This is a genomic window from Pseudomonas sp. OVF7 (genome assembly GCF_030644265.1).
GTDB classification, from domain to species: Bacteria; Pseudomonadota; Gammaproteobacteria; order Pseudomonadales; family Pseudomonadaceae; genus Aquipseudomonas; species Aquipseudomonas gorinensis.
Genome location: NZ_CP128996.1, coordinates 257637 through 272267, shown reverse-complemented (window position 1 = coordinate 272267; position 14631 = coordinate 257637). Strand labels below are relative to the sequence as shown.

Sequence of the window (14631 nt, the reverse complement as noted above, 5' to 3'; positions counted from 1 at the left end):
TATCTGGTGGGTAACGTTGGTGCACGATAGTTCCAACACACCTGCTTCGGCGGGCTTGGGCAATACTTGAGCTATTCACAGGGGTATCACGCAAACGGTTGCGAGAAAGCGCTGAAGCGATTCAATCGAGACGCTCGACTGCCGGCAGCACCATCGCCTGCACTTCGCCCTGCAGAAACTCCGCCAGCCGACGCAAGCGCTCGCCACCCGGGCGGGTTTTCGGCCACACCAGGTAGTAACTTTCACCACTGGCGACAGCCGTTGGCCACGGCAAGCTCAGCCTTCCCTGGGCGACGTCCTCGGCCACCATCAGTAAATCGCCCATGGACACCCCGTAGCCGCGCGCAGCGGCGATCATGCCCAGTTCCAGGGTATCGAACACCTGCCCACCCTTGAGCGACACCTGGGAAGCCAGGCCCATGCGCTCCAGCCAACTGCGCCAGTCCCGACGGTCGGGCGTGGGGTGCAGCAACTCGGCGGTGGCCAGGCGGCTCACGTCCCAGGGACCGTCACTCAACAGGTTCGGCGCACCCACCGGAATCAATAACTCCGGGAACAGGTAGCTGGCCTCCCAATCCGCCGGAAAATGCCCATCGCTCAACAACACCGCGCAATCGAATGGCTCCTGATTGAAGTCCACTTCATCCACGCTCATCCATGCGCTGGTCAGTTGCACCTCGTTGCCCGGCTGCAAATGCCGGAAGCGACTCAGGCGCGCCAGCAGCCAGCGCATGGTCAAGGTGGACGGCGCTTTCATACGCAGGATGTCGTCTTCGGCATTGAGGGTATGACAGGCCCGTTCCAGCGCGGCAAATCCCTCGCGCACGCCAGGCAACAGCAGGCGCGCGGCTTCGGTGAGCTGCAGGTTACGGCCGCTGCGCTGGAACAGGCGGCAGGCGAAGTGCTCTTCCAGGGTGCGGATGTGTCGGCTCACTGCGCTTTGCGTAATCGACAGTTCTTCAGCGGCGCGGGTGAAGGAGTTGTGCCGCGATGCGGCTTCAAAGGCCCGCAAGGCATACAGCGGAGGAAGACGACGAGACATAGGGAAAGCTCCGACAGCGCAATGGGCAAACCCTACCAGAATCAATCAGGCATGAGTTTTAATCATGCAAACGATCGCTTTTATCCCTTTGTGCAATGGGCTGAGAGCGCCGAGAATCAACCCCTCCCCAATTCTCTGACTTTCTGAGCGTGATGATCATGCGGCATCCGGCACGTACCGAACTCTGGGCCATTCTGCGGTTGTCAGGGCCGTTGATTGCCTCCCAGTTGGCGCACATGCTGATGGTGCTGACCGACACCCTGATGATGGCGCGCCTGAGCCCTGAAGCCCTGGCCGGCGGCGGCCTCGGCGCGGCGACGTATTCGTTTGTAGCGATTTTTTGCATCGGCGTGATTGCCGCCGTGGGCACCCTTGTTGCCATCCGCCACGGCGCGGGCGATATCGAAGGCGCCACGCGCCTGACCCAGGCCGGGCTATGGCTCGCCTGGCTGATGGCGCTGGTGGCGGCCTTGCTGCTGTGGAACCTCAAGCCGGTGCTGTTGATGTTCGGCCAAACCGAAACCAACGTGCACTCGGCGGGGCAATTCCTGACGATCCTACCGTTCGCCCTGCCCGGCTACCTGAGTTTCATGGCCCTGCGCGGTTTTACCAGCGCCATCGGCAAGGCCACACCGGTCATGGTGATCAGCCTCGGCGGCACGGTGGTCAACTACTTGCTCAACCATGCCTTGATCGAAGGCATGTTCGGCTTGCCGAAACTTGGCTTGATGGGCATCGGCCTGGTCACGGCGATCGTCGCCAACAGCATGGCGCTGGCGCTGATGTGGTACATCCGCAGCAACCGGGCGTATGCGGCCTACCCGCTAAGCAGCGGCCTGCTGCGTCTCAACACTCAATACCTGCGCGAGCTGTGGCGCCTGGGCCTGCCGATTGGCGGTACTTATGCAGTGGAAGTCGGGCTGTTTGCCTTCGCCGCACTGTGCATGGGCACCATGGGCAGTACGCAATTGGCGGCGCATCAGATTGCCCTGCAGATAGTTTCGGTGGCATTCATGGTTCCGGCGGGGTTGTCCTACGCGGTGACCATGCGCATCGGCCAGCATTATGGCGCCGCCCAACTGCTGCAGGCGCGCATGGCTGGCCGAGTCGGCATCGGCTTTGGCGCAGTGGTGATGCTGGGGTTTGCCCTGGTGTTTTGGCTGTTTTCAGACCCGCTGATCGGGCTGTTCCTCGATCATAACGACCCGGCGTTTCACGATGTCATCGTGCTGGCTGTCAGCCTGCTGGCCGTCGCCGCCTGGTTCGAGCTGTTCGACGGCGTGCAGACCATCGCCATGGGCTGTATCCGCGGGCTCAAAGACGCCAAGACCACGTTCCTGGTGGGGCTTGGCTGCTACTGGTTGATCGGCGCGCCCTCCGCCTGGTTGATGGCCTTCACCTTGGGCTGGGGGCCGACTGGCGTATGGTGGGGCTTGGCGCTGGGCCTGGCCTGCGCGGCCGTCAGCCTGACGTGGGCGTTTGAGGCAAAAATGAAACGCATGATTCGCCAGGAGCCTGAATCACAGCCAGCATTTCAGACCGCACAGACAGAATAAAAACCCTGCTCAACCCAGCAACGCCTGCTGGCTTTTCCCGAACGTCAGGTATTCCACCAACTCGGGCAACGGCAGCGGCTTGCTGATCAGGTAACCCTGGGCCTGATCGCAACCGAACAAGCGCAAGAGCGCAAGCTGTTCCGGGGTTTCGACACCTTCGGCCACCACTTCAAGATTCAGGTTGTGCGCCAGGTTGATCATCGCGTGCACCAGCTTGCGGTTCTCTTCCCGCTCCTCCATTCCACCGACAAAGCTCTTGTCGATCTTCAACAAGGCAATCGGCAGGCTGTTGAGGTGCACGAACGACGAGAAGCCGGTGCCGAAGTCATCCAGGGAAAACCGCACACCGAGGCGGCCAAGGGCATCCATGGTCTGCTTGACCAGGTCACTGCGCCGCATGACAGCGGTTTCCGTCAGTTCGAATTCAAGCCATTGCGCATCCACACCGCACTCCGCAATCAGTCGGCTGAGGGTCGAGAGCAACTGACTGTCCTGGAACTGGCGAAACGACAGATTGACCGCCATGTGCAATGCCGGCAGGCCACGTTCGCGCAGGTCTTGCATGTCACGCAGGGCACGGGCGATCACCCAGTAGCCCAGCGGTACGATCAGGCCACTCTGTTCGGCCAAGGGCACGAACTCGCTGGGCGGCAACAGGCCGCGCTCACCGTGGCGCCAGCGCACCAAGGCTTCCAGGCCGACGATATGCCCGTCGTCCAGGTCCAGGCGCGGCTGGTAGTGAAGCTCCAGCTCATCACGGCGCAAGGCGCGCCGCAGTTCGCTTTCCAGGTCGGCCAGGCTGCGGGCGTTGCGGTTGATACGTTCGTTGAAGATATGAAACGTGCAGCCCTGGGTACTCTTGGCCTGCTGCATGGCGATGTGGGCATGCCACATCAGCGGGTCGGCGCCCGCGCGAGCACGGGCGTGCGCCACGCCCAGGCTGCAACCGATCAGCAGGCTTTCGCCGTCCACCCAATAAGGCTCGGCCATGACTTCGGTGATGCGTTCGGCCATCCATTCGGCACGCTGAGGAGCGCGACGGGTGTCGATCAGCAACGCGAACTCGTCGCTGCCCAGGCGCGCCAGTTGGTCGCCGGCCTCAAGCTGGCTCTTGAGCCGCGAGACCACTTGCAGGATCAGTCGGTCGCCGGCCTGGTGACCGAGGGCATCGTTGGCATGGCGGAAGTTATCGAGGTCCAAATGACCGAGGGCCAGGCCGCGGCCGTCGTTCTCAGCCAGGCGCGCAGCCAGCAGGGTCTGGAAACCCTGGCGGTTGGCGATACCTGTGAGCGGGTCCTGTTCGGCCAGGCGTTGCAGGGTGTTTTCCAACAGGCCACGCTCGCGCACATGGCGCAGGCAGCGGCGCAGGGTGTCGGCGTCCAGGGCATGACGGACCAGCCAGTCACTGACCCCCAGTGGCGCAACCAGAGGCTCCTCCTCCAGCAACAACACGCACGGCAGGCTGCAACGCCCAGGGCCGGGTTGCAGGCAGGGCGTGGTCAACAGCACGGCAGTGTGGTCGTCATCGAACAGACGACTCACCGAGTCCCAGTTGGGTGCGCTGATCAGCACAGCCCCATCGCCCATCGGCGCCAGGCACTCGCGCAACAACGCTGCCCACGCTGGCTCATCGGCCAGTAGCAGCAAACGCAAGGGTTCGACAGGCGTAGACAAGCTAGCTCCCTAGACTCTGCAAAATATCGATGGCGGTGGGCATTATGACGTGCGGTCTGATAATCACCAACGATAGGGGTTATCAAATGCGCAGACTGTAAACATTCGTATAAATACACACACATCCTGCGGCAAAGTATCAAAACCGGCAAATTTAGATCGAGTGGTACGTCACACCGTCGATCCAGGGCAGCAGAATCTTGCCAGCCTGTTAAAATGCCCGCCCTTTTGAACAACGACTCCTGAAATTCCGTATGTCCCGACTCAATCCCCGGCAGCAAGAAGCCGTGAACTACGTCGGCGGCCCTCTATTGGTGCTCGCCGGTGCAGGCTCCGGCAAGACCAGCGTGATCACCCGCAAGATCGCGCACCTGATCCAGCAGTGCGGCATCCGCGCCCAGTACATCGTCGCCATGACCTTTACCAACAAGGCGGCGCGGGAAATGAAAGAGCGTGTCGGCACCCTGCTCAAGGGTGGCGAAGGCCGTGGCCTCACCGTGTGCACCTTCCACAACCTGGGCCTGAACATCATCCGCAAGGAGCATGTGCGGCTGGGCTACAAACCGGGCTTTTCGATCTTTGACGAGACCGACGTCAAAGCCCTGATGACCGACATCATGCAGAAGGAATACGCGGGCGACGACGGCGTCGACGAGATCAAGAACATGATCGGCGCCTGGAAAAACGACCTGATCCTGCCCGCCGAAGCCCTGGAAAACGCGCGCAACCCCAAGGAGCAGACTGCCGCCATCGTCTACACCCACTACCAGCGCACGCTCAAGGCGTTCAACGCCGTGGACTTCGACGACCTGATCCTGTTGCCGGTCAAGCTGTTCCAGGAACACGCCGACATCCTCGAAAAGTGGCAGAACAAGGTGCGCTACCTGCTGGTGGACGAATACCAGGACACCAATGCCAGCCAGTACCTGCTGGTGAAGTTGCTGATCGGCACGCGCAACCAGTTCACCGTGGTCGGCGACGACGACCAGTCGATCTACGCCTGGCGCGGTGCCCGCCCGGAAAACCTGATGCTGCTCAAGGACGACTACCCGTCCCTGAAAGTGGTGATGCTGGAGCAGAACTATCGCTCCACCAGCCGAATCCTGCGTTGCGCCAACGTGCTGATCTCCAACAACCCCCACGAGTTTGAAAAACAACTGTGGAGCGAGATGGGCCACGGCGACGAGATCCGCGTGATCCGCTGCCGCAACGAGGACGCCGAAGCCGAGCGCGTGGCCGTGGAGATCCTCAGCCTGCACCTGCGCACCGACCGGCCCTACAGCGACTTCGCGATCCTCTATCGCGGCAACTACCAGGCCAAGCTGATCGAACTGAAGTTGCAGCACCACCAGGTGCCGTATCGCCTGTCGGGCGGTAACAGCTTTTTCGGACGCCAGGAAGTCAAGGACCTGATGGCCTACTTCCGCCTGATCGTGAACCCGGACGACGACAATGCTTTCCTGCGCGTCATCAACGTGCCGCGCCGCGAGATTGGTTCCACCACCCTGGAAAAGCTCGGCAACTACGCCACCGAACGCAAGATCTCGATGTACGCCGCCACCGACGAAATCGGCCTGGGCGAACACCTGGACACGCGCTTCACCGATCGCCTGTCGCGCTTCAAGCGCTTCATGGACAAAGTGCGCGAACAGTGCGCCGGCGAAGACCCGATCAGCGCCCTGCGCAGCATGGTCATGGACATCGACTATGAAAACTGGCTGCGCACCAACAGCTCCAGCGACAAGGCCGCGGATTACCGCATGGGCAACGTCTGGTTCCTGATCGAAGCGCTGAAGAACACCCTGGAAAAAGACGAAGACGGCGAAATGACCGTCGAAGACGCCATCGGCAAGCTGGTGCTGCGCGACATGCTCGAACGCCAGCAGGAAGAGGAAGACGGCGCCGAAGGGGTACAGATGATGACCTTGCATGCATCCAAGGGCCTGGAATTCCCCTACGTGTTCATCATGGGCATGGAAGAGGAAATCCTCCCCCATCGCTCCAGCATCGAAGCCGACACCATCGAGGAAGAACGACGCCTGGCCTACGTGGGCATTACGCGCGCGCGTCAGACCCTGGCCTTCACCTTTGCCGCCAAGCGCAAGCAATACGGCGAAATCATCGATTGTGCCCCCAGCCGGTTCCTGGATGAACTGCCGCCGGACGACCTGGCCTGGGAAGGCAATGACGACACCCCGACCGAGGTGAAGGCCGTTCGCGGCAACACCGCCCTGGCGGATATACGCGCGATGTTAAAGCGCTAGAATCGACTACTTTTCAATCTACTTTCGGCGCACAACGCGCCATTAGAGGAAGCTTTCCGTGGAAGCACTGCACAAGAAAATTCGCGAAGAAGGCATCGTGCTTTCCGATCAGGTACTCAAGGTCGACGCCTTTCTGAACCACCAGATCGACCCCGCGCTGATGAAGCTGATCGGCGATGAGTTCGCCGCGTTGTTCAAGGACTCGGGCATCACCAAGATCGTCACCATCGAAGCATCAGGGATTGCCCCAGCGATCATGACCGGCCTGAACCTCGGCGTGCCGGTGATTTTCGCCCGTAAGCAGCAATCCCTGACCCTCACCGAAAACCTGCTGTCGGCAACGGTGTATTCCTTCACCAAAAAAGTAGAAAGCACCGTGGCGATCTCACCACGCCACCTGACCAGCAGTGACCGCGTGCTGATCATCGATGACTTCCTGGCCAACGGTAAGGCCTCCCAGGCCCTGATCTCGATCATCAAGCAGGCCGGCGCGACCGTTGCGGGCTTGGGGATTGTGATCGAGAAGTCGTTCCAAGGCGGTCGCGCGGAGCTGGATGCGCAGGGTTATCGGGTTGAATCGCTGGCGCGTGTGCAGTCGCTGGAAGGTGGCGTCGTTACCTTCATCGAGTAATTTGCTACACAGCAAATGCCAGGTGAGCACGATCAAAATGTGGGAGGGGGTAAACCCCAATGCCCGTCAGTTAAGCCAACATCGCCTTCTGTAGGAGCGAGCTTGCTCGCGAAAAACTCACAGGCGCCGCGTTCCTTCAGGACACACGCGTTATCGTTGACGTTTTTCGCGAGCAAGCTCGCTCCTACAAAAAAACCTTAACCGACTGACAATTAATGCGCGGTAGCCTGGAGGCCGGCAAGCAACAAACGCTGGTAGAGGTCCTCCTTCAAACCCTCCGGCTTATCCAACCGCATCCGCACCAGATGTTCAGGAAACGCCTCCGGCTCCGGTGCATCCAGCGCCGCCTTGCCCAACTCCAGAATCTCCGTCAGTTTGAATTTGCTCTTGAGCCAGTTCAACGCGCGCAACAGATCCCGCTCCTCATCGGTGAAATCAGTACCCAGCGGATATTCCGGAAACAGTCGGCGATGCCGCGCCTGGATACCTTGGAGCCGCTCCGGCGTGTTGTCGCTGAAGCGTGGGTCCAGTTGGAAATCCTTGGGCAACTTGCCGGCCTTTTGCGCCTGCTCGATCAAGTCGGCCTGGAAGCGTGAGTCGGTAATGTTGAGCAACGCCTCGATCACCTTGGCATCGGTCTGCCCACGCAGGTCGGCAATGCCGTATTCAGTGATGACGATATCCCGCAGGTGCCGTGGGATGGTGCAATGGCCGTACTCCCAGACAATATTGGAACTGACCTCGCCCCCCGCCTCGCGCCAACTGCGCAGGATCAGGATCGATCGCGCACCTTCCAGCGCATGGCCCTGGGCAACAAAGTTGTACTGCCCGCCCACGCCGCTGAGCACGTGACCACCTTCCAGTTGGTCGGCAACCCCGGCACCGAGCAATGTCACCGCAATCGCGCTGTTGATAAACCGCGCATCCAGGCGTTGTAAACGCTTGAGCTCTTCCTGCCCGTACAGCTCGTTGATGTAGCTGATGCGGGTCATGTTGAATGCCTGGCGCTTGGCGTAGGTCATCTCCTGCAAGCGCTGGTAAAAACTGCGCGGCCCGAGGAAGAAGCCGCCGTGGATCGAGACACCATCGGGTTGTGCCGCGTCGTCAAGGAGCCCGGCATTGGCTTGTGCCTGGGTTGCCACATCGGGGTAGACCTTGCGTCGCACAATTCCCGCATCCGCCAGCACCAGCAGACCGTTGACGAACATTTCGCTACAGCCGTAAAGACCGCGGGCAAAGGGATCGACACCCCCCTCACGACTGATCAGTGGCGCCCACTGGTACACATCCAGGTCCGTCAGCAGCAAGCGATAGGCTTCGTTGTCGGCCTGGCGCGCCAATAGCGCGGCCGTCAGCGCATCGCCCATCGAGCCGATGCCGATCTGCAAGGTTCCCCCATCACGCACCAGGGTGCTGGCGTGCAGGCCGATAAAGTGATCCTGGAACCCCACGGGCATGTTCGGCGTGGAGAATAAGGTGGTGCTGTCCTTTTCATCGAGCAGGTAGTCGAATTCGTCCATGCCCAGCTCGGCATCGCCAGGCATGTAGGGCAAATCGCTGTGGACCTGGCCAACCACCAGAATGGTTTCCCCTGCGGCGCGACGCTTGGCGATCATCGGCAACAGGTCGAGGGTGATGTCGGGGTTGCAGCTCAGGCTCAGGCGATCGGGGTGTTCGGCGCTGCTGGCCACCAACTGCGCCACCAGGTTGAGGCCGGCGGCATTGATGTCGCGTGCGGCATGGCTGTAGTTGCTGCTCACGTAATCCTGCTGCGCCGAGGTGCTGTGGAGCAAGCTGCCAGGCTGCATGAAAAACTGCTGCACGTGGATATTCGCCGGCAGACTGTCCTTGTGCAGGTCGGCGAGAAAATCCAGCTCGGGGTAATCGCCAAACACCCGCTCGATAAAGGGTTCGAGAAAGCGCTTCTGCAAGCCATCGCCCAAGGCCGGACGGCCCAGGCTCAGCGCGGTGTAGATCGTCAGCGCCCGCTCCGGCAGCTTGGCGATACGCCGGTACAGCGCATTGGCGAACAGGTTCGGCTTGCCCAGTCCCAAGGGCATGCCCATGTGGATATGCGCCGGCAAGCGTGCCAGTACGTCGTCAACTGCTTGCTCGATTGAACACAACTGCACCATCCGACCCTCCTGAACATTCCGTGATTAGGGGTTTGACCGAGCTTGCAGGGTCTTTGCTGCAAAGAACAGCCTCGAAACACACATTACGGGCACAAAAAAGCCGCTCGTAAGCGGCATTTTTGACGAAGATCGGCTGATTACAGACCGGACATCTTCTTGATCGCACCTTCAAGGTCTTCGAGGCTGCAATCAGCACACGTCCCCATCGGAGGCATGGCGTTCAAGCCATGCTTGGCGACCTGGGCCAACCCCTTGGTGCCTTTCTGCGGGTCCTCGATCTTGAGTTCCGCCAATACAGTATCCAGATGACCTACCCGCTCTTTCCAGGCAGCGGTATCACCGATCTTCGGAGCATTCAGCAGGCCGGTGCCGTGGCATGCGTTGCAGTGCTTGGCGATCACATCATCAGGCGTTTTAGCCGCGCCCCCGCCACCAGCAGCCACAGCCACCTCCATCCCCTTGCATTCCTGCCCCTGGACACAAACCTGGCCTACAGGCTCCAGGCGCTTGGCAATGTCATCATTGGTCGCAGCTTGAGCGCTGACAGCCCATAGGGCCAGTACGGTTGCTGGTGCAGCCAGCATTTTCATAATTAGGTTCACGCGTTCACCCTCAATGGTGGCTATTCACGCCTGCGGCCACGGTTTCGCAGGCGGCGAAAGTATAACGGTTAGCCCGCCTGGCTGAAACAACCCCATTAAATAAAGGGAGATTCAGCCTGGCGGAATACGGCTGCGGGAACCTCTGCAACGCTGGCAGGGCGCCTCTGTTGTTAAAAGTTCGCGGGTGTGGCTGCGCTGATTAGTCGCGCCGGCACGTCGAACGGATTGCGAAAACGATGGGGCTTGGTGCTTTCAAAGTAGTAGCTATCGCCGGCTTCGAGCACAAAAGTTTCAAGACCGACAACCAACTCCAGTCGACCTTCCACCAGAATCCCGGTTTCTTCGCCTTCGTGGGTGAGCATTTCTTCGCCGGTGTCGGCGCCTGGCGGGTAGATTTCATTGAGAAATGCGATGGCCCGGCTCGGGTGCGCCCGGCCCACCAGTTTCATGGTGACGGCTCCGTCGGAGATGTCGATCAGCTCATTGGCTTTATAGACGATCTGTGTCGGTATTTCCTGGAGGATCTCTTCAGAAAAAAACTCGACCATCGACATAGGGATGCCGCCCAGCACCTTGCGCAAGGAACTGATGGAAGGGCTGACACTGTTTTTTTCGATCATCGAAATGGTGCTGTTGGTGACACCCGCGCGCTTGGCGAGCTCGCGCTGGGAAAGACCCTTCAGTTTACGGATGGATTGCAGTCGTTCGCCGACGTCCAATGCGGGAGCCTCCTAGGATTCAGGCTTTGTTGTAATTGAGCGTTATCATGGCGACAGCGTTCAGTATTTACAACACTTGGGCCTAAATCCTGGCCAGCTCCGTTCGTCGAGGTCGATCAAGCCCCGGAATAGAGCCTTGGCACACGGCGAAGGTTGCAGAAGATCTGGTAGGGAATGGTCTCGGCGGCGACTGCAACATCACTGGCAAGAATATTCTTGCCCCACAGTTCCACGGTGGAACCGAGGCCGGCCTGGGGTACATCGGTGAGGTCGACGCATAGCATGTCCATGGACACACGCCCCAGCAACTGGCTGCGTTGCCCCGCCACCAGCACCGGCGTGCCCGTTGGCGCATGGCGTGGGTAGCCGTCCGCGTACCCCATGGCGACCACGCCGATGCGCATCGGTTTTGGCGTGATGAACTTGGCGCCGTAGCCCACCGGCTCGCCGGCCGGCAGTTCACGCACGCAGATGACTTTCGACTCCAGGGTCATCACCGGCTGCAAACGCGCGGCGACGGCCTGGTCTTCGCCAAACGGCGTCGCACCGTACAGCATGATGCCCGGCCGAACCCAATCGCTGGATACGTTTGGCCAGCCCATCACCGAAGGCGAGTTACGCAGGCTGACCTCGGCTGACAAGCCCTGACGCGCCGCCTCAAACACGGCCACCTGTTCATTGCTGCGCACACAATCGAGTTCATCGGCGCGAGCGAAATGGCTCATCAATACAATCTTGGCGACTTTGCCACTGGCCAGCAGCCGCTGGTACGCCGCTGGGTAATCCTTGGGGTGCAGGCCCACGCGATGCATACCCGAGTCCAGCTTGAGCCAGACGGTCAGCGGCTTGCTCAGGGTGGCCTGTTCGATAGCTTCCAGTTGCCACAGCGAATGCACCACGCACCAGAAATCATGCTCGATGATCAGCGGCAGCTCATCGGCTTCGAAAAAACCTTCCAGCAATAACACCGGCGCGCGAATGCCGGCAGCTCGCAATTCCAGTGCTTCTTCGATGCAGGCCACGGCAAACCCGTCGGCCTCGGCTTCCAAAGCCTGGGCCACCCGCACGGCACCATGGCCGTAGGCATCGGCCTTGATCACGGCGAGGGCCTTGGCCCCCGTGACTTCACGGGCCAATTGATAGTTGTGGCGCAGGGCTTGGAGGTCGATCAGGGCACGGGCTGGACGCATGGCGGCAGGCTTCTAGGCGGCAGAGTGGAGAAAAAACCGGCGCCGACTAACCGCGTCGGCACCGGGAGAGGGATCGTTGTTTATGGCAAAGCGGCCACGACGGACAGCTCTACCAGGATTTCCGGTTCGCACAGTTTCGCTTCAACCGTGGCACGGGCCGGGGCAGCACCTTTGGGCAACCACTTGTCCCATACCGCGTTCATACCGGCGAAGTCGGCATCGATGTCTTTCAGGTAGATCGTCACCGACAGCAACTTGGTCTTGTCGGTACCCGCCAGGTCCAGCAGGCGCTCGATATTGGCCAGGGTTTCACGGGTCTGCTGTTCAATCCCGGCGCTCATGTCGTCGCCGACTTGGCCTGCCAGATACACGGTACCGCTGTGGACAACGATCTGGCTCATGCGCTCATTGGTGAGCTGGCGCTGGATTGACATGTTTTGCGGACTCCTGGTGGTTGCCGTAACGGGAAATGTCGAGGCCTTCGGCGCTGATCTGCGGGGTTTTCTTCGCCATCAGGTCAGCCAGCAAGCGGCCAGAGCCACAGGCCATGGTCCAACCGAGGGTGCCGTGGCCGGTATTGAGGAACAGATTCTTGAACGGGGTGGCGCCGACAATCGGTGTGCCGTCGGGTGTGGTCGGGCGCAGGCCGGTCCAGAAAGTGGCTTCAGTCAAATCGCCGCCCTGAGGATAAAGGTCGTTGACGATCATCTCCAGGGTTTCACGCCGACGCGGGTTAAGCGACAGGTCAAAACCGGCAATTTCAGCCATGCCACCCACGCGGATGCGGTTGTCGAAACGGGTGATCGCGACCTTGTAGGTTTCGTCGAGAATGGTCGAGGTGGGGGCCATCGCCGGGTTGGTGATCGGCACGGTCAACGAGTAGCCCTTGAGCGGGTACACCGGGGCCTTGATCCCCAACGGCTTGAGCAACTTCGGCGAGTAGCTGCCAAGAGCCAGCACGTAGCGGTCGGCGGTTTCCAGCTTGCCGTCGATCCACACACCGTTGATGCGGTCGCCAGCGTAGTCGAGGCGCTGGATGTCCTGTTCGAAGCGGAACTCCACGCCCAGTTGCCTGCACATGTCGGCCAAGCGGGTGGTGAACATCTGGCAGTCGCCGGTCTGGTCGTTGGGCAGGCGCAGGGCACCGGCGAGGATATCGGTGACACTGGCCAAGGCTGGCTCAACACGGGCGATACCGGCGCGGTCGAGCAGCTCGAACGGCACCCCGGATTCTTTCAATACGGCGATGTCCTTGGCGGCGCCATCGAGCTGGGCCTGGGTGCGGAACAGCTGGGTGGTGCCGAGGCTGCGGCCTTCGTAGGCGATGCCGGTCTCGGCGCGCAGTTCGTCGAGGCAATCGCGGCTGTACTCGGACAGGCGCACCATGCGCTCCTTGTTCACCGCGTAGCGGCTGGCGGTGCAGTTACGCAGCATCTGCGCCATCCACAAGTATTGATCAATATCGGCCGTGGCCTTGATCGCCAGCGGGGCGTGGCGTTGCAGCAGCCACTTGATAGCCTTGAGGGGCACACCCGGCGCGGCCCATGGCGAGGCGTAGCCTGGGGACACCTGGCCGGCGTTGGCGAAACTGGTTTCCATGGCAGCGGCAGGCTGACGGTCGACCACGACGACTTCAAAGCCAGCCCGCGCCAAATAGTAGGCACTGGTCACACCAATGACGCCGCTACCCAAGACCAGAACGCGCATTTTTATATCCTCATCGCGGCTTGACCGCCGACGTGTGTTGTTCGAGCAATGATGTGCGCAGTATAAAAAGCAATCGCCAGTGCATTTCACTATATAACTGCCTATATTTGGCGACAATTCTCGGCAAAAACCCTTTTCACAGAGGCGTATCCCCTATGCGTACCAACACTCAGACCAAGCGGGAGCTGGACAAGATCGATCGCAACATCCTGCGCATCCTGCAAACCGACGGGCGAATTTCGTTCACCGAGCTGGGGGAAAAGGTCGGGCTCTCCACCACGCCGTGCACCGAGCGGGTACGGCGGCTGGAGCGCGAAGGGATCATCATGGGCTACAACGCACGGCTCAACCCCCAGCATTTGAAGGGAAGTTTGCTGGTATTTGTCGAGATCAGCCTCGATTACAAATCCGGCGACACCTTTGAAGAGTTCCGCCGCGCCGTGCTGAAACTGCCCCATGTGCTGGAATGCCACCTGGTGTCGGGGGACTTTGACTACCTGGTGAAAGCGCGGATTTCCGAGATGGCGTCGTACCGCAAATTGCTCGGCGATATCCTGCTCAAGCTGCCCCATGTGCGGGAGTCGAAGAGCTATATCGTGATGGAAGAGGTGAAAGAGAGCCTGAACCTGCCAATTCCGGACTGACTGACACATCGGGGTCAACGGTGGGAGCAAGCACCTCCCACATTTTGACCGCGTACATCGTTAGACCAGCACCTGCCGGGTACTCGCCATGTATTCATGTATCTGCTTCTCCACCCGTGGGTGAATCAGCTCCACCGGCCGCCGTCCATTGGGGCAAGGCAAGGTCTTGGTGGTGCCGAAAAGCCTGCAGATCAACGGCCGCTCGTCATACACCGTGCAGCCATTGGGCCCCAGGTGCACACAGTTCAGCTCGTCCATGGCGGCTTCCTGCTCGGCCGCGGTTTTGCGCGGCAGGCGGGACATTTCCTCGGGCGATGTAGTCACCGGCCCACAGCAATCGTGGCAACCGGGAACGCACTCGAACGAAGGAATCTGTCGGCGCAGCGCACTGATTTTCTGGCTGTTGCAACTCATCGAAACACGTACCGAACGGCGAATAGACGTAGATTCTGAAGCAAAACGCCCTG

General features: G+C 60.4%; 13 protein-coding genes. 4 read left to right on the top strand and 9 right to left on the bottom strand.

Going from position 1 to position 14631, the window contains the following annotated elements; translation table 11 throughout:
• Positions 1-121 precede the first annotated feature (121 nt).
• Positions 122-1042: a LysR substrate-binding domain-containing protein gene (locus QU606_RS01185; RefSeq protein WP_024078075.1), complete on the bottom strand. Its 921-nt coding sequence runs from the start codon at positions 1040-1042 to the stop codon at positions 122-124.
• Positions 1043-1194: 152 nt separating this feature from the next.
• On the opposite strand from QU606_RS01185, the gene QU606_RS01180 reads away from it, so the two are divergent.
• Positions 1195-2598, top strand: a complete 1404-nt coding sequence (locus tag QU606_RS01180; protein WP_024078076.1) for a NorM family multidrug efflux MATE transporter — start codon at positions 1195-1197, stop codon at positions 2596-2598.
• Positions 2599-2607: 9 nt separating this feature from the next.
• On the opposite strand, the gene QU606_RS01175 is transcribed toward QU606_RS01180, so the two are convergent.
• Positions 2608-4272 carry a bifunctional diguanylate cyclase/phosphodiesterase gene (locus QU606_RS01175; RefSeq protein WP_024078077.1) on the bottom strand — a complete coding sequence of 555 codons (1665 nt, stop codon included), beginning with the start codon at positions 4270-4272 and terminating at the stop codon, positions 2608-2610.
• A 254-nt stretch (positions 4273-4526) separates the two neighbouring features.
• On the opposite strand from QU606_RS01175, the gene rep reads away from it, so the two are divergent.
• Together rep and QU606_RS01165 are read left to right on the top strand one after the other, a co-directional pair.
• Positions 4527-6536 carry a DNA helicase Rep gene (rep, locus tag QU606_RS01170; RefSeq protein WP_024078078.1) on the top strand — a complete coding sequence of 670 codons (2010 nt, stop codon included), beginning with the start codon at positions 4527-4529 and terminating at the stop codon, positions 6534-6536.
• A gap of 58 nt (positions 6537-6594) precedes the next feature.
• Entirely contained in the window at positions 6595-7167 is a 573-nt protein-coding gene (locus QU606_RS01165) for a xanthine phosphoribosyltransferase (RefSeq protein ID WP_024078079.1), read from the top strand.
• Between the two features lie 212 nt (positions 7168-7379).
• On the opposite strand, the gene QU606_RS01160 is transcribed toward QU606_RS01165, so the two are convergent.
• The 6 genes from QU606_RS01160 to dadA form a co-directional block, all read right to left on the bottom strand.
• Entirely contained in the window at positions 7380-9302 is a 1923-nt protein-coding gene (locus tag QU606_RS01160; RefSeq protein WP_069077273.1) for an acetyl-CoA hydrolase/transferase C-terminal domain-containing protein, read from the bottom strand.
• A gap of 137 nt (positions 9303-9439) precedes the next feature.
• Positions 9440-9904, bottom strand: coding sequence for a cytochrome c5 family protein (locus QU606_RS01155; RefSeq protein ID WP_172831364.1), 465 nt, complete (start codon positions 9902-9904; stop codon positions 9440-9442).
• Positions 9905-10074: 170 nt separating this feature from the next.
• Positions 10075-10623: a cupin domain-containing protein gene (locus tag QU606_RS01150; protein ID WP_003176893.1), complete on the bottom strand. Its 549-nt coding sequence runs from the start codon at positions 10621-10623 to the stop codon at positions 10075-10077.
• A 116-nt stretch (positions 10624-10739) separates the two neighbouring features.
• Positions 10740-11813 carry an alanine racemase gene (gene alr, locus QU606_RS01145; RefSeq protein WP_102625040.1) on the bottom strand — a complete coding sequence of 358 codons (1074 nt, stop codon included), beginning with the start codon at positions 11811-11813 and terminating at the stop codon, positions 10740-10742.
• Between the two features lie 80 nt (positions 11814-11893).
• A complete protein-coding gene (locus QU606_RS01140) occupies positions 11894-12247 on the bottom strand; it encodes a RidA family protein (protein WP_024078083.1) in 354 nt (117 codons plus the stop codon).
• A complete protein-coding gene (gene dadA, locus QU606_RS01135) occupies positions 12219-13520 on the bottom strand; it encodes a D-amino acid dehydrogenase (protein ID WP_024078084.1) in 1302 nt (433 codons plus the stop codon). Before dadA ends, QU606_RS01140 begins: the two co-directional genes overlap by 29 nt.
• A gap of 155 nt (positions 13521-13675) precedes the next feature.
• Between dadA and QU606_RS01130 the strand changes: the two genes are divergently transcribed.
• A complete protein-coding gene (locus QU606_RS01130) occupies positions 13676-14164 on the top strand; it encodes an Lrp/AsnC ligand binding domain-containing protein (protein WP_003176896.1) in 489 nt (162 codons plus the stop codon).
• Positions 14165-14224: 60 nt separating this feature from the next.
• On the opposite strand, the gene QU606_RS01125 is transcribed toward QU606_RS01130, so the two are convergent.
• Positions 14225-14578, bottom strand: a complete 354-nt coding sequence (locus QU606_RS01125) for a YkgJ family cysteine cluster protein (protein WP_017135860.1) — start codon at positions 14576-14578, stop codon at positions 14225-14227.
• Between the last annotated feature and the right edge of the window lie 53 nt (positions 14579-14631).